The organism is Streptomyces sp. NPDC052236, from assembly GCF_044548015.1.
Lineage (GTDB): Bacteria > Actinomycetota > Actinomycetes > Streptomycetales > Streptomycetaceae > Streptomyces.
Genome location: NZ_JBIUBL010000021.1, coordinates 62501 through 79239, shown reverse-complemented (window position 1 = coordinate 79239; position 16739 = coordinate 62501). Strand labels below are relative to the sequence as shown.

At 69.2% G+C, this 16739-nt stretch carries 20 protein-coding genes; 11 read left to right on the top strand and 9 right to left on the bottom strand.

The window, feature by feature from the left end; genetic code table 11:
* The first annotated feature begins 28 nt into the window (after positions 1-28).
* The 4 genes from ACIHCQ_RS29800 to ACIHCQ_RS29785 all read left to right on the top strand — a co-directional run bounded on the left by ACIHCQ_RS29800 (position 29) and on the right by ACIHCQ_RS29785 (position 3756).
* A complete protein-coding gene (locus ACIHCQ_RS29800) occupies positions 29-1648 on the top strand; it encodes a multicopper oxidase family protein (RefSeq protein WP_399669240.1) in 1620 nt (539 codons plus the stop codon).
* Between the two features lie 239 nt (positions 1649-1887).
* Positions 1888-2577 carry a DUF305 domain-containing protein gene (locus ACIHCQ_RS29795; protein WP_399668960.1) on the top strand — a complete coding sequence of 230 codons (690 nt, stop codon included), beginning with the start codon at positions 1888-1890 and terminating at the stop codon, positions 2575-2577.
* Between the two features lie 250 nt (positions 2578-2827).
* A complete protein-coding gene (locus tag ACIHCQ_RS29790; RefSeq protein WP_399668957.1) occupies positions 2828-3214 on the top strand; it encodes a class F sortase in 387 nt (128 codons plus the stop codon).
* 134 nt (positions 3215-3348) lie between these two features.
* On the top strand, positions 3349-3756 hold the full coding sequence (locus ACIHCQ_RS29785) for a four-helix bundle copper-binding protein (protein WP_399668954.1): 408 nt from the start codon (positions 3349-3351) through the stop codon (positions 3754-3756).
* A gap of 215 nt (positions 3757-3971) precedes the next feature.
* Here the strand turns inward: ACIHCQ_RS29785 and ACIHCQ_RS29780 are convergent, their stop codons facing one another.
* Positions 3972-4739, bottom strand: a complete 768-nt coding sequence (locus ACIHCQ_RS29780) for a hypothetical protein (protein WP_399668951.1) — start codon at positions 4737-4739, stop codon at positions 3972-3974.
* Positions 4740-5027: 288 nt separating this feature from the next.
* Complete coding sequence (locus ACIHCQ_RS29775) at positions 5028-5453, bottom strand: hypothetical protein (RefSeq protein WP_399668948.1); 426 nt, start codon at positions 5451-5453, stop codon at positions 5028-5030.
* 529 nt (positions 5454-5982) lie between these two features.
* Here ACIHCQ_RS29775 and ACIHCQ_RS29770 point away from each other — a divergent pair.
* Positions 5983-6621: a VOC family protein gene (locus tag ACIHCQ_RS29770; protein WP_399668945.1), complete on the top strand. Its 639-nt coding sequence runs from the start codon at positions 5983-5985 to the stop codon at positions 6619-6621.
* A gap of 215 nt (positions 6622-6836) precedes the next feature.
* Here the strand turns inward: ACIHCQ_RS29770 and ACIHCQ_RS29765 are convergent, their stop codons facing one another.
* The 4 genes from ACIHCQ_RS29765 to ACIHCQ_RS29750 all read right to left on the bottom strand — a co-directional run bounded on the left by ACIHCQ_RS29765 (position 6837) and on the right by ACIHCQ_RS29750 (position 10192).
* The gene (locus ACIHCQ_RS29765) at positions 6837-7706 is read right to left on the bottom strand and encodes a F510_1955 family glycosylhydrolase (RefSeq protein ID WP_399668942.1); all 870 of its coding nucleotides are present in this window, start codon (positions 7704-7706) and stop codon (positions 6837-6839) included.
* A 34-nt stretch (positions 7707-7740) separates the two neighbouring features.
* On the bottom strand, positions 7741-8766 hold the full coding sequence (locus tag ACIHCQ_RS29760) for an NlpC/P60 family protein (protein ID WP_399668939.1): 1026 nt from the start codon (positions 8764-8766) through the stop codon (positions 7741-7743).
* Positions 8767-8915: 149 nt separating this feature from the next.
* Positions 8916-9827 (bottom strand): M56 family metallopeptidase, encoded by a 912-nt coding sequence (locus tag ACIHCQ_RS29755; RefSeq protein WP_399668935.1) that lies wholly within the window; start codon positions 9825-9827, stop codon positions 8916-8918.
* Positions 9824-10192 carry a BlaI/MecI/CopY family transcriptional regulator gene (locus tag ACIHCQ_RS29750; RefSeq protein ID WP_399668932.1) on the bottom strand — a complete coding sequence of 123 codons (369 nt, stop codon included), beginning with the start codon at positions 10190-10192 and terminating at the stop codon, positions 9824-9826. The genes ACIHCQ_RS29755 and ACIHCQ_RS29750 overlap by 4 nt, the downstream gene beginning before the upstream one ends.
* A 179-nt stretch (positions 10193-10371) precedes the next feature.
* On the opposite strand from ACIHCQ_RS29750, the gene ACIHCQ_RS29745 reads away from it, so the two are divergent.
* Together ACIHCQ_RS29745 and ACIHCQ_RS29740 are read left to right on the top strand one after the other, a co-directional pair.
* Positions 10372-10782: a DUF6153 family protein gene (locus ACIHCQ_RS29745; RefSeq protein ID WP_399668929.1), complete on the top strand. Its 411-nt coding sequence runs from the start codon at positions 10372-10374 to the stop codon at positions 10780-10782.
* A 93-nt stretch (positions 10783-10875) separates the two neighbouring features.
* Positions 10876-11505 carry a DUF305 domain-containing protein gene (locus ACIHCQ_RS29740; RefSeq protein ID WP_399668926.1) on the top strand — a complete coding sequence of 210 codons (630 nt, stop codon included), beginning with the start codon at positions 10876-10878 and terminating at the stop codon, positions 11503-11505.
* A gap of 137 nt (positions 11506-11642) precedes the next feature.
* Here the strand turns inward: ACIHCQ_RS29740 and ACIHCQ_RS29735 are convergent, their stop codons facing one another.
* On the bottom strand, positions 11643-12221 hold the full coding sequence (locus ACIHCQ_RS29735; protein WP_399668923.1) for a TetR/AcrR family transcriptional regulator: 579 nt from the start codon (positions 12219-12221) through the stop codon (positions 11643-11645).
* 114 nt (positions 12222-12335) lie between these two features.
* On the opposite strand from ACIHCQ_RS29735, the gene ACIHCQ_RS29730 reads away from it, so the two are divergent.
* Both ACIHCQ_RS29730 and ACIHCQ_RS29725 read left to right on the top strand, forming a co-directional pair.
* Positions 12336-12626, top strand: a complete 291-nt coding sequence (locus ACIHCQ_RS29730; protein ID WP_399668920.1) for a hypothetical protein — start codon at positions 12336-12338, stop codon at positions 12624-12626.
* Positions 12626-13159 carry a hypothetical protein gene (locus ACIHCQ_RS29725; RefSeq protein WP_399668917.1) on the top strand — a complete coding sequence of 178 codons (534 nt, stop codon included), beginning with the start codon at positions 12626-12628 and terminating at the stop codon, positions 13157-13159. The genes ACIHCQ_RS29730 and ACIHCQ_RS29725 overlap by 1 nt, the downstream gene beginning before the upstream one ends.
* A gap of 264 nt (positions 13160-13423) precedes the next feature.
* Here ACIHCQ_RS29725 and ACIHCQ_RS29720 read toward each other — a convergent pair whose 3' ends face one another.
* Complete coding sequence (locus ACIHCQ_RS29720) at positions 13424-13717, bottom strand: hypothetical protein (RefSeq protein WP_399668914.1); 294 nt, start codon at positions 13715-13717, stop codon at positions 13424-13426.
* Positions 13718-13861: 144 nt separating this feature from the next.
* Entirely contained in the window at positions 13862-15148 is a 1287-nt protein-coding gene (locus ACIHCQ_RS29715) for an aminotransferase class V-fold PLP-dependent enzyme (RefSeq protein ID WP_399668911.1), read from the bottom strand.
* Positions 15149-15702: 554 nt separating this feature from the next.
* Here ACIHCQ_RS29715 and ACIHCQ_RS29710 point away from each other — a divergent pair.
* The gene (locus tag ACIHCQ_RS29710; RefSeq protein WP_399668908.1) at positions 15703-16017 is read left to right on the top strand and encodes a hypothetical protein; all 315 of its coding nucleotides are present in this window, start codon (positions 15703-15705) and stop codon (positions 16015-16017) included.
* Between the two features lie 227 nt (positions 16018-16244).
* The gene (locus ACIHCQ_RS29705; RefSeq protein WP_399668905.1) at positions 16245-16673 is read left to right on the top strand and encodes a hypothetical protein; all 429 of its coding nucleotides are present in this window, start codon (positions 16245-16247) and stop codon (positions 16671-16673) included.
* The last annotated feature ends 66 nt before the right edge of the window (positions 16674-16739 follow it).

The window sequence follows — 16739 nt, the reverse complement described above, 5'->3', positions numbered from 1 at the left end:
AGCCGAGAAAGAGGCTCATATCGTGAACGTGAACAGCGTCAACCGTCGCTCTGTCCTGCTCGCCGGACTCGGCGTCGCCGGGGCGGGAACACTCGCCGCCTGTAGCGGCAGTTCCAGCAACGCTCCCGCCCTCATCGGCCCTTCCAGCTCCGAAGTCGCCCGCACCGAGAAGAGGCGCGCGAGCACCGGACGGCAGCAGAAGCTCACCCTCACCGCCGCAGCCGCCAGGATCGACCTCGGTGGTGGCGTCAGGGCCAACACCTGGGCCTTCGGCGGCCGTACCCCGGGCAAGGAGGTACGGCTCTCCGTCGGTGACACCCTGGTTGCCGAGCTGTCCAACCAGCTCCCGAACAAGACCGCCACGTCGATCCACTGGCACGGCGTCGCCCTGCGCAACGACATGGACGGGGTGCCGCCCGCCACCCAGGCGGCCGTCCGGGCCGGGTCCGCCTTCAGCTACCGCTTCGTCGCGGACGCCCCGGGCACGTACTTCTTCCACCCGCACGTCGGCGTCCAACTCGACCGCGGCCTGTACGCGCCGCTGATCGTCGAGGACCCGAAGGAACCGCTGTCGTACGACGACGAGTGGGTCGTCGTCCTGGACGACTGGGTCGACGGTGTCACCGGCACCCCCGACGAGGTCTTCGCCGAACTCCGCCAAGGTATGGGCGGAATGGACATGGGTCACAGCAGCAGCCCCAGCTCAAGCCCCGACAGCATGGAAGGCCACGACATGGGGGACATGAGCGGGATGGACATGGGAGATTCCCCGTCCCCTTCGCCCTCCGCCACCTCCGACGGCATGTCGGGGAAGTTCATGCTCATGGGCGCCGAGAGCGACCTGCTGGGCGGCGACGCCGGCGATGTGAAGTATCCGCATCACCTCATCAACGGCCGCGTCCCCGCCGACCCGGACGTCTACAAGGCCAAGCCCGGCCGCAAGGTCCGACTGCGGATCATCAACGCGGGCGGCGACACCGCGTACCGGCTCGCGCTCGGCGGCCACAGGCTCACCATCACCCACACCGACGGCTTCCCGGTCGAGCACCAGGAGGTGGACGCGCTCCTCATCGGGATGGGCGAGCGGTACGACGTACTGGTCACCCTTAGCGACGGGGTCTTCCCGCTGGTCGCCGTAGCCGAGGGCAAGGACGCCAACGGCCTGGCCCTGGTGCGTACGGGATCGGGGAGCACGCCCTCGGCGACCGTACGGCCGAAGGAACTCGACGGACGGATCGTGACCGCCTCCGAGCTGCGCGCCGCCGACGACGTACGGCTGAAGTCCGCCAAGACGGACATCACGCATCAGATCAAGCTCACCGGCGGCATGGACAAGTACAACTGGGCCGTCAACGGCAAGCCGTTCGACATGGATGCTCCGGATGCCAACCCGATGCTCATCGAGGAGGGACAGCGGGTCCGGCTCGACTTCGTCAACGACACGACCATGTGGCACCCGATGCATCTGCACGGCCACACCTACCAGTTGGGCGGCTCCGGCCCGCGCAAGGACACCGCCATCGTCCTGCCGAAGAAGAAGCTGTCCGTCTTCTTCGACGCCGACAACCCGGGCAAGTGGATGCTGCACTGCCACAACGCCTACCACGGCGAGGCCGGGATGATGGCGAACGTCGCCTACCAGGCCTGACCGCCCCGCCCCCATGGCGTCCGGACGAGAGCACCGGTGGTGCCCGTGCGGACGCCAAGGGGTCTGCCCTCCCGTCGTGGCTGCAGCGCAAGTCCAGGCTGACCGGTGCCGCAAGGCCACAGGGTTGCGCGAGTGAGACACGCGGGGCATGCGAGTGAACCTGAGCGGTCGGCGGAGGCCATTGGAGGGTGGGGAGGTACCTGGTTCATGACTTCCGTTGCTCGAAGATCGGAGCATTCATGAACCCCCGAATACCCCTTGGCCGCGTAGGCGCGGCAGCGCTCACGGCCGCCGGTCTGGCCCTCGCCGGAGCGCCCACCGCTGCCGCGGACAGCGACACAGCGTTCAACGAAAAAGAGTTCCTCGCCTCCACCGTCGACCATCACTTCGCCGCGGTCCACATGGCCAAGATGTGTGTGGACAAGACGACGCGGGCGGATCTGCGGGGTCTGTGCGGGCGGATCAAGGACGCGCAGTCCCAGGAAATCACGCAGCTGCGGTCCTGGCTGAAGGCCTGGTACGGCACGGACGAGACACCGAGCATGCCGCCGATGCCCGAGCCGATGATGACCATGATGAACAAGCTGCCCGGCCTGGCGGGCCGCACCTTCGACGTGGAAATCTCCCGTCACTTCGTCCACCACCACGGCATGCTCCTGCCCGAGGCGGACAAGTGCCGCAAGCAGGCCGAGCACGGCGAGCTGCGCGCGATGTGCGAAGAGATGCACAAGACCCAGTCGCGGGAGAACAGTCAGTTCGAGGCGGTCATCGCGGGACAGCCGATCACGGTCGACACCGGCCACGGCGGTCTCGCCACAGCGGACACGGACAACGGCGCCGACGGCAACAACGCCGGATGGCTCGTCGCGGGCGGGGCGGCTGCGGCACTGGTCGCCACCCGGCTCACCTGGCGACTGCGCCGCCGCTGAAGACATGGGCCTGAGCGTTGAGCAGGCGCGGCGAACGCACAGTCTGGGCGTTGGCAGCCCTGTGGCTGTGGGTGGCGGTTCTCCCGGCGGCCAGCTTTCCGGCGCGTCCAACTGCCCTGAGGCCTGCGCCGGTTCCGCAGGCCCAGGCTCCCTCATCTCCTCCCGGCGCGACGCGAGCGGTCGGGGCGGTGCCGGTCCGCGTCACTCTTGCCGCGGTGTCGCTCTCGAGGCCGCTGTGGTGCCGGTCGGGGTGGGGGCCGATGGGCGGCTGGGAGTGCCCGGCGACGGGCGCTCGGCAGGCTGGTGGGAGGACTCGGCACTGCCGGGCAGCAGGCGGGGCACCACCGTCATCGCCGGGCATGTGGACACCCTGCGCGGGGCCGCGGTCTTCGCGCCCCTGACCCGGGCCCGGGCCGGTGATCCGGTGCGGGTCACCACTGGTGCCGGCACGCTCGGCTACCGGGTGCGGGCGGTCACGGCGCGCCGTGGCAGCGCGCTGCCCCCGGAGCTGGTCGCCACCGGAGGCCCTCCCCGCCTGGTACTGATCACGTGTACGGGGCCCTACCGGCCGGGCAGCGGCTACCGTGACCGGCTCTACATCGACGCGGTCCCCGTGCCGCGGCCGGTCGCGCGGTGACCGGTGAAGGCGACCACGCGGCCTCCGGGTGACAGGACGGCCGGGGCGGGCCCGGTCAGTTTGAGCGCCTCCGCCCGGTGTTACACGTATGAGGCGAAGGAGAGCCGTACCGACGCGAACCGCCGGAGGCAGAGATGACCACTGTGGTCAAGGACATGCTGAGCACCTACCCCGCCGACCTGGGCAACGTGGACCGCGAGAAGATGGCGCGCTGTATCGAAGAGTGCCTGGCCTGCGCTCAGGCATGTACCGCCTGCGCGGACGCCTGCCTGTCCGAGGGCATGGTGGGCGACCTGACCAAGTGCATCCGCACCGACATGGACTGCGCCGACATCTGTACCGCCACCGCCGCCGTGCTGTCCCGCCACACCGGCTACGACGCCAACATCACCCGTGCGATCCTCACCGCGTGCGCGACCGCGTGCAAGGCATGCGCCGAGGAGTGCGAACGCCACGCCGGCATGGACCACTGCCGCGTCTGCGCCGAAGCCTGCCGCCGCTGCGAGCAGGCCTGCAACGACCTGCTGGGCTCCCTGGGCTGACAGGCTGGTGTACGACGCCGGGGGCGCCGCTTTGGTGTGGGTGGGAGCCGATGAGCTCAGGCAGCAGGGCGGCGCCGGTGCCGGCCAGGAGCCGGATCGACTCGCCCCTGGCCGGGCGGCGCCCCGGCGCCTGACGTCCGTTCGCCGCTGACGGGACGAACGACCACATCCCGGCAAGCAGGAGCGATCACCATGACACCGGAGCACGCCGTGTCTCAGTGACTGTGACCGTCCTCCGCCTCACCGGACTCGGCTTCGGCACTCTCGCTCGGCTCCGTTCCGGTCTGTGGCGCCGTCGACTCGGAGGCCGGCGCGGGGGATTCCTCCTCGGCACCGTGCTCGTCAGACTCCTCCGTGGTTTCGGTTCCGTGGCTGTGCCCGCCCCCTTCGGGGGCTTCGCCCATGCTGTCGGCGATGGACCGCAGGCCGAAGAAGCTGACGATCACGGCGAGCAGGACGCCCAGCCCAACGGGGCTGAAGATACGTCGCCACGACGTCTCCGCGTCCTTGATCACGAAGGCGACGAACGAGACGGCGATGCCCAGCGGTACGAGGACGGCTCCCCGTGCCGGGAAGTCGTCGAAGTGCTGCAGACCGCCGCCGAGCATGCCGATACCGAAGGAGAGCAGCAGCGACGCGCCGATCACCACGGCCATGCGCGGCAGCGCCGGACGGTTGCGGACGAGGATGAACTCATTGATCACGGTCGCGGCGAGGAAGACCATCACGCCGATCACGCCGATCATCGTGTACCGGTCAGGGTCCAGCGGATGATGCACGACGGCACCGGAGATGAGCCCGGCCCCGACGAAGTACAGCACATAGCCCACGTAACGCCCCGTGAGCGAGGCGGGCCGGCGAGCGCGGCGGGAGCGGGCGCGCCGAGCGGCCGCCCGGCCGCCCGTGGGCGGGATCTGCGAGCCATGGGGGCCATGCACGCTCTGCGGGGCGGGCGGTGCGGGGCGGTCGGTGATGAGGGACAAGGAAGGAAACCTTTCGTCATCGGAAGGAGGCGGTGGGCGTCCGGCCGGTGGCGTCCGCGCGGGAGACATGGCGGAGGGGGCGGCCCGGGCATGGACCACAGGCCCGAGCCGCCGCGTACGGCTGAGCGGTCAAGCACACACCGGGCACGGCGATACGTCGAGTGCCTCGAATGGCCGGGCGGCTCGCACCCGCGAGGGGCGGAACACCGAACTGTCTGGACTGGCGGAGCCCAGGGAAAGGGCGCTCGGACCGTGAGCGGTCCGGCACCCGGTGGGCCCGGCGGTTCCCTAGATGCGCAACACCATGGAAGAGCTCCGTGGATGGGCGGGGGAAACGCCAGTCGCACGACTCATGCCGACGACCGCGCGCGCTGCGCTGAAGCCCGCCGATTCCAGCACCCCGGCGCAGGGCGGCCAGACGTCGACCCCATGGTCGGGCTGGCCCACTGCACAGGCCTGGTCCGGATGCGCGGGGGAGTCGTGGTCTTCATGACGGTCGGCGCTCGCTGACGCCGGTCCGTGGACGGCTTCCGCATCGTGGACGGTCACCACCGCGGCGACCCCGGAGTCGAGGTGCCCGCCGGCGCTCTCGCCGTTCAGACCATGCGCGTAGAGCAGCCCGAAGAGCAGCGCGGCGAGCCACAGCAGCCGGGGCGCAGTCAGCGCTCGGGAGCAGGCTCGCGGCGCGCCGACCGTCGCTCGATCCGTGACCACGCCGTGATCATAGCCGGGGCCATCCGCAGTGGCGACGGGGGCCTCGTTACAACCCAGCTTGCTTCGGCCCGGGTTCAGGAGTGGCTCGCGGTGGCCGCAGGAGATGAGGGCGAAGTGTACGACAGTTCGGGCACAGCTCAGGCTGCACCGGATCACTGCCCTGCCTGGGCGTGCCCAGGCAGCGGTCGGTCTGCCGATCCACGTACGCGTGGTCCGAGGCGACCTTGGCCGCGGACATCAGGTTGGCTGCCGGCAGACCTCCTTCAGTCGGCCTGCTGCACGCAATCGATCCCGAGCGCGCTGCGGGCGCGCTGGTCCACACGCACAACCGAGCCATCGACGGCAGCCTTCTCCTGGACGTCCCCCTACCTGCTGCCCCTCGGGCGGATCCGCCCGCCGAGGTCGACGGCCGGCACGATCGCCGCTCCCGGGTCCGGTTCCCGCTCAGAATTATTGAAAACGAACTTCATTACGGATAGCGTGGCGTTGGTTGCGGTGCAGCCGGAGATCTGGCGGAAGGTGAGATCGGATGGAGCTCGATCACGTGGTGCTGGCCGCCCGGACCAAGGTCGACGCCGAGCAGGCGCTCAGCCGGGCCGGTCTGGGTATCGCCCGCGGCCGGACCATTCCGGGTCTGGGACTGTCCAACCTCGTCGTACCGCTGCGGCATGGCCAGCTGCTGGAGATTCACTATCCCAACGGTGAGGCTCCCGCGCCCGGCGCCCCGCCGCTGCTGGAGTTCGACAAGGAAGCACTCGCCGCGCACCCCTCGCAGCCTCTGGTCCCGATGGCGTGGCTGGTGGCGGTCGAGGACGAGCGGCGGCTGCGCAAACTGGCCACCACGCACGAGATGTCCGTGATCGAGGCACCCGCGGAGGGCCCGGGCTTTCCGCCGTACACGCTGGCCGGCTTCGGCCAGAACTTCGACCGGCGCTTCTTGCCCTGCCTCATCCACTGGCCCGAAGGCCCTCCTGTCCTCAGCGCCGCGCACCGCCGCCAACCCGTTGGCATCACCGGCATCGATGTGGCCGGCCCGGCCGGCGTCATCGAAGGCTGGTGCGGAGGAAAGCCCAACGGCCTGCACACCGTGCCCGGCACCGCGGGTCCCCTGCGAGTCGAGATCGGCTTCGTGGACGGGGCGCCCCTCAAGTTGGGCCTCGCCGAGTAGGCCGGAGTTCACGCCGGCGGACGAGCAGAACCGTGGGGGAGCCGGGCCATGCGCAGGGGCCCCGCCACAGTCCTTCGCCGACCGGTGAAAATGTCACTTCCACTGTTTTGCCGCGCGCTGCGCCGGTGATGTCGGCAATGTCGGCTCGGCTCCGGGGTCGGCGGGTCCGGTGTCGAGGGCGACGGTCGGCTGTCAGGGGCGGTCCCGGGGCTGCGTCAGGAGGCAGCAGCTGTGAGCTGGGTGAAGGTCCTGCCGCCGTCGCGCGACTCGTAGACGCCGGACTCCGAGCCGTCGCCGGATGCCGTGGCGACGAGAATCCGTTCGGCGTCAACGGCAGTGAGCGCCCGCGGGGTGCCAGGAACGGTCGAGAGGTCCTCCCACGTCGTGCCGCCGTTCGCGCTGTGGCGCAGCTTGCCGGACGGGTCGATGCCGAACAGCGCGCCCTGTGCCGGCCAGGACAGGTACGCCTGCACGGGGCCGGTGGCCTTGCCGAAGGTGACGCCGCCGTCGGCGCTGGCCACCACGCCCGTCGCCGTCGTCGCCAGCAACCGGCCGTCCTTCGCCGGGTCGGCTGCCAGGTCGAGGGCATCGAGGACGGCCCGGTCCTCCCACGTTGCGAGGTCACGGGTGGCGCGGACGCGTCCGCCCTCGTAGCCGTAGACCGTGCCGCGCGCTGATTCCAGGGAGTGGAAGTCGGCCTGGCCGGACAGCGACCTGGAGGTCCAGCTGCCGCCCGCGTCCTTGCTCTCGATGAGCCCCAGGTTTCCGGGGCGGTCGCTGCCCGGGGCGCCGTGGCCGCTGGCGAGGAAGGCGCCTTCGTCGGTCACGGTGAAGCCCATGAAGTCGTCTTTGCGGTCGCCGACGCGCTGCGGCTGCTTGTCCTTGCCAAGGGTGTACAGGCCGTCGTGGGTGGCGACGTACACCCGGCCGTCAGCCGGACCGACACCCAGGCCGTGCACATGTGTGAGGGCCTCGGAAGCGGCCGGCTCGTCGGACGAACCGCCTGCGCACGCACCGAGAAGGAGAACCGCGATCGCCGTGCTGGTGGCGGCGAAAAGGGGTCGGCGTAGGGGGCGCGCGTTCACGTGGGAGGCCTCAGATGCTGCGGATGGGGAGCTCTCAGGGGCGGCTGGCGGCGAAGAACGGCATGCTGTCGAGGGGGACGATCTCAATGTTCTTGCCGGTGCGCGGGGCGTGGATGGCCTTGCCGTTGCCGACGTACATGCCGTTGTGCTGGGTGCTGTTGTACCAGTAGATGATATCGCCGGGCTGCAGGTCCGACTTGGCGACCTTGCGACCCACGTCGTACTGCTGCTGGACGGTGCGCGGCAGCGAGACTCCGGCGGCGCGCCACGAGGCGCCGGTCAGACCCGAGCAGTCGAAGGAGTTGGGGCCGGTGGAGCCCCATTCGTAGGGCTTGCCAAGCTGGGCGTACGCGAAGTCCAGCGCGGCCTTGGCGCGCCCGCTGGCCGGTCCGTTGTACGACGCCGCGCCGTCGCTGGCGCCCGACGCAGCGTCCTCGCGCTCCTCGGCGGCGGCAAGACGGGTCCGCTCCTCGGCGGTCAGGCTGGCGAGGAGCTTGCGCGCCTCGGCCAGCTTCTTCGTGACTTGGCTCTTCTTGGCGGCGGCCTTGGTGCGGGCCTCCTCGACCTCGCGGAGCTGCGCCGTCGCCTCCTCACGGTCTTGAGTGAGTCGGCGCTGCTTGCCCTGGAGTGCGCGCATTGCCGTCGCCTGCCGGTCGCCGACGCGGTTGAGCAGTGAGGCCTGCTCCAGGTAGTCGTCGGGATCGGCGGACAGAACCAGCTGCAGGCTGGCGTCGATGCCTCCGCTGCGGTACTGCGCGGCAGCGAATGGCCCGATCTGGTCGCGCAGTTCGTTGATCTCGTCCTGCTGGCGGGCGATGCGGTCCCGGGCCTCGCCGGCTGCCTTCTCCAGCTTCTGCTGCCGCTCACGGATGCCGAGGTACTCCTCGGTGGGCGCCTCGGCCTCCTCGTACAACTGCTCCACCTGCTTGCGCACTTCATCCACGGTGGGCTTGGGCTCGGCCTGGCTCTGCGACGGTATGAGACCGAAAGCTCCCGCCGCGACGCCGAGGGTGGTGAGCCGGGCCCGGCTGGGCGGCTTCGGGCGGCGGTGCGTTCCCATGCCGTGGGTACTCCTCTGCTCGTCTGCACGCGGGCCGGGCGTGCGGATCGCGTCGCCCAAACGAGTGAGAACTTAGTAGCTTCGTAAGACAACTGGCAAGCTGCCCCGTAAACACCCCCGCGGGCAGGGGCGCTGCCGGTCGCTGTCGGCTATCCGAGACCGGGCGGGCAGGCGAGGAGTAGGGGAAGAACCGGCACGGTCAGCGCGGCGGCAGCGACGGAACCCCACAGCGCGGGGTGGGCCTCATGGCGCGGGCCGAGAATCCGCTGGAGGCGGACCACCACCGTGTGGCCGCTCGCGGCGAACGCCCCCTTCGGGGCGCGGCCGGCCGCCATCTCGTACATCGCCGTGGCCAGCACGTCGTGCGACTGCCGGCGCAGTGCACGGTCGTCCGCGACCATCTCCAGCAGCAGCGCCGTCTGTTCCCTGGCGTGCCGGGCAAGCGGCACCCACCGGAACACCGTCGCGAAGGCCTCCACGGCCGCAAGCACCAGGTGATGGCGGCCGACGATGTGGGCACGCTCGTGCTCCAGTACCGCGTCGAGCTGCTCGGCCGACAGCAGCCGCAGCGCGCCCTCGCTGACCACGATCCGGGGACAGCGGCCCGGCAGGCAGTACGCGGCCGGGGTGGAGTGGACGAGAACGGTGGCACGCAGCTCGGCGGATCGGCGGCCGACCACGTCGAGGATGGCGCGGTGCCGGGCGCGCTCCCGCCGGGCGCGCAGGGTGTGGAAGGCGAAGCTCACGGCCAGCGCCAGCCCCACCACGGCGGGCAAGGCGACGGCCAGTCGGTCCGCGATGTTGGGGTTGGGTCTGCCCGGGCCCACGTCCACCCCGCACGAGTGCAGGATTCCCACGAACCCCGCATGGAGGTGCTCGGTCGGCGCCGCGAGGTGAAAGGCCGCAAGCGCCACGGAGACCGCGAACGAGACCGACAGCGCGTGCCATACGGCGGCGGCCAGCGCGGGGGCACGGTGCGGCCAGGCGCTGCGCAGCATGCCGCGCGGAGCGACGACGCCGATCACCGCGGCATAACCGATCAGGGCGGGGGCCGCGTTCATGCCTTGGCCTGACGACCCGCGTTCCGCAGGGCCTTGCGTAGGGCGGCCGTCTCTTCCTCGGACATGTTCTCCACGAAGTGCGCCAATGCCATCGAGCGGTCCTCGCTCGCGCCCAGCCCGTCTTCCATGAGCGCCGCGGAGTACGCCTCGCGGCTGCGCACCGGCGCGTACAGCCAGGCGCGGCCCTGCTTGGTGCGCAGCAGCCAGCCCTTGTTGTAGAGGATGTTCGCCACGGTCATGACCGTGGTGTACGCGACGTCCCGGTGTTTGTTGATGTCGTCGACGACTTCACGGACTGTGGCGGGACGGTTCCACCTCCACAGGCGGTCCATGATCTCCGCCTCTAGCTCCCCCAGCCTCCGCATGACCGTTTCCTCTCCGCCGCCCCTGTACGCAGATCCATAGTAGACGGGGCGGGGGAGCGTTCGTTGCGTCAGTAAGGCGGCTCGTTATCAAGGCGGCGTCGGACGGCATCAGGGCAGACCGTTGTCGACGCCCGCGCGGTTAGCCGCAAGGGCGTCCGGTTCCTGTCCACGATGGCCGTGTGACCCGAGTCGAACAGGCCCTGCGACCGCAGCCCGCGCTGCGGCTGTGCGCCCTGCTCGTCTTCGGTCTGTTCATCGGTCTGATCGGCATGCACGGCCTCGGCGCGATGCCGACCGGTGCCCAGATGTCCGTGAGCGCCATGTCGGCCGACGGCAGCCACGCCGCCGTGGAAGTGACCGAGCCCGACGCCTGCACTCATGATGCGGGCGGCTGCGAAGGTCACACCGAGCATGCGGACGCGACCTGCTCGGCGAGCGCGGTCCCCGGACCGCCCGCCCCGCCTGCCCTGTTGCCCGGCCTGCAGTGCTCCGCCGACGCGTCCGACGTACGACGTCTCGGCGCCCCAGGCGAGCCCGGTGGCGGCCGGGCCCCGCCCTCCCTCGCCGAACTCCAACTCCTGCGGATCTAGAGCGGCCCACGTGACGCCGAGCGTTCCTGACGAACGCCGCGCCGCGTTATCGGCCATGCCCTTCCATCCCTGATGCACAGGAGTTCAGCAGCAATGACCACGCACCGTTCACTGATCCGTCGTACCGCCCTCGTCGCCGCCACCGCGGCGGCAGCCCTCGTGCTGGCCGCGTGTGGTGGTGGCGGCCACGACATGGGGTCCATGGGGGACTCCTCCTCGCCGTCCACGTCGGCTACGGCCCAGGCAGGGGACCACAACGACGCGGATGTCTCCTTCGCCAAGGAGATGATCCAGCACCACCGGCAGGCCGTGGACATGGCCGAGATGGCCGACACCCGGGCGTCCTCAAGTGAGGTCAAGGAGCTGGCCACGAAGATCAAGGGCGCTCAGGACCCGGAGATCAAGACCATGTCGGGCTGGCTCACCTCCTGGGGCGAGGACGTCCCCGCCGACATGGACGGCATGGAGGGCCACGACATGTCCTCCGCTATGCCCGGCATGATGAGCAGCGAGGACATGGACAGGATGGAGAAGGCCTCCGGCGCCGCCTTCGACAAGATGTTCCTGGAGATGATGATCAAGCACCACGAGGGCGCCGTGGAGATGGCCAAGTCCGAGAAGACGGACGGTAAGTACGCTGCCGCCAAGAAGCTCGCGGACGACGTCATCGCGGCCCAGACCGCCGAGATCGACCAGATGAAGAAGCTGCTCAACAAGAGCTGACCCGATTCGGGTGAGAGACGGAGCCGCGCGTCCCAGCAACGCCGCGGCTCCGTTCTCGTCGTGTTCACGCCTTCGTCGTGGCGGCGACGAACAGCTGCACGGTCAGGAACGACCGCCCGTCCCGGACGCGAGCCGCTTCAGCTCGGGGGGCGCAGCCCGGCCAGCGTGACCGTGACCAGTCCGCGGACCGCGGTTTCAGAGGGCAGGGTGCCTGCCGCGCCGAGGGCGTGGAGGCAGTAGCTCGCGAGCTCCGCCGGCGGGACATCATCCCGAAGGTGGCCAGCTGCCGCGACCTGGGTCAGGACGTCTTGGAACAGGTTGACGAGCTGCTGCTCCGCGCGGACGACATGCTCACCCCGATGCAGAAGCGCGCCCAGCTCCTCGCTGCCGTGCCGCCCGCGGTAGTAGCAGATGAACGCGTACCGCTCCAGCACCGCTGCGAGCCGCTCATTGGGGTCACCGGGCTGGTCCCGCAGTTCTGCAAGTTGTGCCAGGTGGGTGGCGACGTGACGTTCGTGGTAGGCCGCCAGGATCGTTTCGACGTCCGGGAAGTACTTGTACAGCGTCGCACGCCCGATTCCGGCCTTCTCGGCGATCTGCGTCATCGTCACCGACATCAGCCCGTGCTCGGTCACCAGCGCCCAGGTGGTCTCCAGGATCGCCTCGCGCACCGCGTGACGGTGCGCCTCGATCGTCTCGTTCCACAGCTTCGGCACCTCCGCAGTATACGTGACGATGTTGCCGTGACGCTTTGATTTGAGATAGACATAGTGTCTCGTAAACTGCTGTCGCTCGGAGAACTCGCCGACCACGCACACCGGAGGAATCTCATGGCTGACCCGCCCCGCTACCCCGGCACCGGCGACGACACCGGCGTGGGGACCGACCGCGGATCGCCTCCCACCGCACCGCCCAGGGCGCCACGCTGGGTGAAGGTGTCCGCAATCGTCGTCGGCGTCCTGATCCTGCTGGTCCTGATCACGAAGCTCACCGGCCTCGGTGGCGATCACGGCCCTGGTCGGCACATGGGAGCCGGCGGCACAGGATCGGCCGGCGTCACAGAAATCCAGCCCTCCGTTGGCAGTCCGGGCGGCCACGCGCCACCCGAGGGCAGCAACTGATGATCATGCCGCCCCGCCTCCGTAAAACCGTGCTGACCGCTCACGTCGCCACCTCGGTCGGCTGGCTCGGCGCGGTCTGCGCGTATCTCGCTCTCGATGTCACCGCTGTGACCAGCCCGAACGTGTTGACGGTGCGCGGCGCGTACGCCGCGATGGAGGTGATGGTCCTGTACGCCGTCGTCCCGCTGGCCCTCGCGTCGGTGCTGATTGGGATCATCAACGCGCTGGGCACCCCGTGGGGCCTGTTCCGGCACTACTGGGTGCTGGTGAAGCTCGGCCTCACCGCCTTCGCCGCCACAGTCTTGTTGATAGAGACACAGACCGTGAGCCACCTGGCAGCGACAGCAGCGTCCAGCCCCGATCCCCGCGAGCTGCCAGGCACACTGCCCCACTCCGTCGGCGGCCTGGTGGTGCTGCTCATCATCCTGGCCCTCTCCATGTTCAAGCCGCGGGGCGTAACCCGGTACGGGTGGCGCAAGCAGGACGAACACCGGCGTAACAAGCCCGCCCGGCCTACGGTGCCCGTCGGGTAGACGCACCGGCTCCTGTCGCCTTCGGCCGGCCCAACCGACTGGATCCCGCAAGACGTCGGCCGATCCCTGGCCCTTCCCCGTGGGGCAGGGCCGGGGATCGACTGCTGCAGGTGTCCCGAGACGGGACGCGACGGGCCACTGGCCATGCCCGCAAGTGCCGGGAACAAGCCGCAGAAGGCGGGCTGCCCCGCTGACTGCGGGTCAGGCCCCCTCCTTCACCTCGTTCTCCAGCTCCCATGCCTGCTTCTGGAGCACCTCGGCAATCTATGGGAGCTTCTTCTCCCGCTTCGCGCCGGCCGCTGCGGTCCCCGTCCACGACGATGTCCGCGATGAACTTGCCCAGGCGCTCCAGACCCACGACACCCAGGGCAGCTGGCTGATGGGGGCCAGGTCCTTGTCCATGACGTTGCCGTGGCGGTGCTGCTCCTGCCGCAGGGCCGCGGCCACCAGCCGGGCCATCAGAACGTGCTGTGCCGACAGCGCCCGCGAGCCGTCCTCGGCTGGGGAGGGCGGGGTGTCGCCGGGAAAGCCCAGGACCCCCGGGCCGAGCAGGTCCACGTGCGCCTGACGTGCTAAACCGCCGGGTCTGGGCAGCGGATGGTGCCGACCGCCGCCGCCACTCGGGCCTGTGGTGGCCGGTGACTGGGGTCGACTTCCCTGAAGGCGGCAAGGCGGCAAGGCGACGGTGTCCGAGCACGGTTTTCAGCGGGTGAGGTCAGCCAGGCTGTTCAGTGCGGTGTCGATCTCGGCTGGAGTGTTGATAACGGCGGTACCGATCCGGGTGTAGGTCGAGGTGGACAGCCGCACGCGGTGGGTGGCGGCGTGGTCGACGACCTGCTGATGGGTGTGTCCGGCCACGCTGAAACAGGTGATGCCCGCTGACAGCTCCGCGTCGGCAGGGGTGTACACGGTGACCCCGGGGATGCGGCTCAGTCCTTGCTTCACCCGCGTCGACAGCTGTGTGATGCGGGCGGCAACGCGTGCTCGACCCAGCTGCTCATGCAGCGCCACCGCCACCGGCAGGGCGAAGGCATGCTCGAACGCCAGAAACCCGCCGGGCGACAAGGGCGCTGCTCCCCCGCCACCGATGAAGCTCACGAACGTGGGCCGCAGCTGGTCGAGGACGTCCGGCGCCACCCAGACCAGCCCCGTTCCCCTTGGACCGAACAACCATTTGTGCGTTCCGGCGATCACCACGTCCGCGCCCAGGCCGGCGGCATCCTCGTCGACTGCCGCCAGCCCGTGCACGCCGTCGACGACCAGCAGGCACCGGTCGGCAGGACTGCGCCCTTCATTGGCCCGGCGCACCACCTCGGCCACCGCACGCACCGGCATCCGAAGCCCCGTGCTCGACTGCACCCAGGTAATCCCCACGACTCTGGTGTTCGGGCGTATCGCCTCGCCGACTGACGCTGCGATGCCGTCCGCCGTCGCGGTGGCCGGATCGGCGAACCAGGAGCCCAGCCGTAGCGTGTTGCCATGCTTTTCGGCGGCCAACCGGGCGGCGGTGCGATGGGAGATGTGGTCGTACTCCGTCAACAGGAACTCTTGTCCCGGACGGGTCACGACGCCGTTGTAGACGACGCCCAGCCCGATACTCGTGCTCGCCGTCATCGCGATGTCCTCGGCCCGGCCTCCCAGGTAGGCCGCGAGCGCCTGGCGTACCCGGGGCCATCCGGTAGGACCATCGGGCAGCGCCAGCCCCGTGGGCACCGACAGAGGATTGGCGTCGACCTGTGCCCTCAAATGATCCACCGCATCCCCCACCACCTTCGGATGCGAGGCCAGATAGAACAACGCAAGGTTCACCCATCCCGGCTCCAGACGAAACTGCGCCCGCAAGGCGTCCCAGTCCACGCGCCCATCGACCGTAGTGACCGGCCGCTCCTGCGGTGTGTTCACCCTTGCCGCGCCGGAGCTGGGCACGAGAGTGACCGCCACCGCTCCCGCAGATCTCGCCAGCAGACCGCGCCGACTTGTCATCGACATCCAGCACCCCTTTGCACCGCGACCGGCGGAGCGGTGGCGGAATAGCTGTCGGTGCCCTTCTGGTAACGAGGTTACGCAAAGTGGCCGCGGGCGCCGACAGCACCATTACCCAAACGGCCTCTATCGAGATGCCGCACAGCACAGACCAACCGAAGAGACCAGCCATCTTGCCTGGAGAAACACTCCGTCCTTCCCCTTCGCTGGTAGGGCGTCGTGCCATGTCCCGTTGACATCTGCAGCAGTGCCGAGGCCAGAGGAATTCGACTGAATAGGCCCCGGCGACCACACACGGTCACCAACCCGGGTGGACCCTCGAAAAACGGGCGACCGTTGAATAGGACCTCACCAGTGCAAGCCCGTCTCCCAGGAATCTGAGGACTTGCAGCCGTTCGCGGGGCCCCTCACCTGGATCCACCGGTTGAGTACCACGGTGATCCCAGGCCCGGCATCGTCCTCGAAGAGAAGGTCGTCGTCTGTCAAGGGCGGCATGAGGTCCGGGATGACTGGCTGACTCGACGGCTCCCGACTCCCAACCGATCGATGAGAAGTAGGTCATGAGCACGTCGGCGACCGTACGTATTGGACGCGATCGTCTGCAGAGCCCAAACTGCGAGCTCACGGCCCTGCGCATCCTCAGTGAGACGCGACAGTTCTGCCTACAGAAGTCGGCTGAAACGGTGACTGTTCGCACGGTGTCGCGTACCGCCCGGGCCCGCCAGAACGACAGGCACATGCCATGGACCTTCACGATGCCGGGTACCGCTGCGAACTCGACCGGCTGGCTTCGTTCACGTTCAGCAGCAGCGTTTGTCTGGCAGTTTGAGCAGCGATGGTCGGGCGATGGTCCGGTGAATGTTCACGAGAAATGACGTCAGAGCACTCGTGAACATCACTCGACCGTGGATCTGGGTGCCTCCCAAACCCGTGAACAATCGACGGCACTACTGGGGTTTTGGCTCAACTGCTGTGGTGCGGCGCAGCCGCTCGGTGTATCGCAGCCGACGAGCGAGGGAAGCACCAGGTCAGCGGCCTACCCCGAGTCAGTTGCAGACCCGCAGGGCCAGACACCACAGAAGGTGAGCCAGAACCACTACTGGTGAATAAAGCCAACCGGCGACTATTCAAGCTGTACGCAGATCCCGCGGCAGACGAAGACAGCTGGACCGAGATTCCGCGGGACGCGACGGCAGCACGGGCCCTTCTGGGCACGATCGGCAGCTTCATGGGGTACGAGGACTTCAGCCGGGTCACCCGCAGCGCACTCGCAGCACACCACCGCTACATGAGTGACGCTGCCGGCGGCCTGACGTACGCCCTGTGCCGCGACACGGCCCTCCGCGAGAAGTTCGAGAACCCCGACGACGTCCCGTACATGGACTGGGCAGCTCTCCTCCTGGAGACCGTCCGAATTCAGATGGGAGACGCCGCATTCAGCGCCTTCCTCCAGTGCGTAGTCGCCACCAACGACACCGATGCCCGATGGGAGGGCCCCGAAGACTCCTCAGCCGCCGCATCCGCCGCCTGAGGAGTCTTCCTCGACCGGTAGCAGGGCGAGGGGCGGCACGGGTTCGTTCGCCCAGAACCCGGTCGA

Excerpts from the sequence above, each read along its gene's own strand:
- ACIHCQ_RS29795 (WP_399668960.1), top strand. The coding sequence starts at position 1,888 with ATGAACCCCCGAATACCCCTTGGCCGCGTAGGCGCGGCAGCGCTCACG.
- ACIHCQ_RS29760 (WP_399668939.1), bottom strand. The coding sequence starts at position 8,766 with ATGGGAACGCACCGCCGCCCGAAGCCGCCCAGCCGGGCCCGGCTCACC.
- ACIHCQ_RS29755 (WP_399668935.1), bottom strand. The coding sequence starts at position 9,827 with ATGAACGCGGCCCCCGCCCTGATCGGTTATGCCGCGGTGATCGGCGTC.
- ACIHCQ_RS29710 (WP_399668908.1), top strand. The coding sequence starts at position 15,703 with ATGAGCACGTCGGCGACCGTACGTATTGGACGCGATCGTCTGCAGAGC.
- ACIHCQ_RS29785 (WP_399668954.1), top strand. The coding sequence starts at position 3,349 with ATGACCACTGTGGTCAAGGACATGCTGAGCACCTACCCCGCCGACCTG.
- ACIHCQ_RS29715 (WP_399668911.1), bottom strand. The coding sequence starts at position 15,148 with ATGTCGATGACAAGTCGGCGCGGTCTGCTGGCGAGATCTGCGGGAGCG.
- ACIHCQ_RS29750 (WP_399668932.1), bottom strand. The coding sequence starts at position 10,192 with ATGCGGAGGCTGGGGGAGCTAGAGGCGGAGATCATGGACCGCCTGTGG.
- ACIHCQ_RS29770 (WP_399668945.1), top strand. The coding sequence starts at position 5,983 with ATGGAGCTCGATCACGTGGTGCTGGCCGCCCGGACCAAGGTCGACGCC.
- ACIHCQ_RS29730 (WP_399668920.1), top strand. The coding sequence starts at position 12,336 with ATGGCTGACCCGCCCCGCTACCCCGGCACCGGCGACGACACCGGCGTG.
- ACIHCQ_RS29725 (WP_399668917.1), top strand. The coding sequence starts at position 12,626 with ATGATCATGCCGCCCCGCCTCCGTAAAACCGTGCTGACCGCTCACGTC.
- ACIHCQ_RS29740 (WP_399668926.1), top strand. The coding sequence starts at position 10,876 with ATGACCACGCACCGTTCACTGATCCGTCGTACCGCCCTCGTCGCCGCC.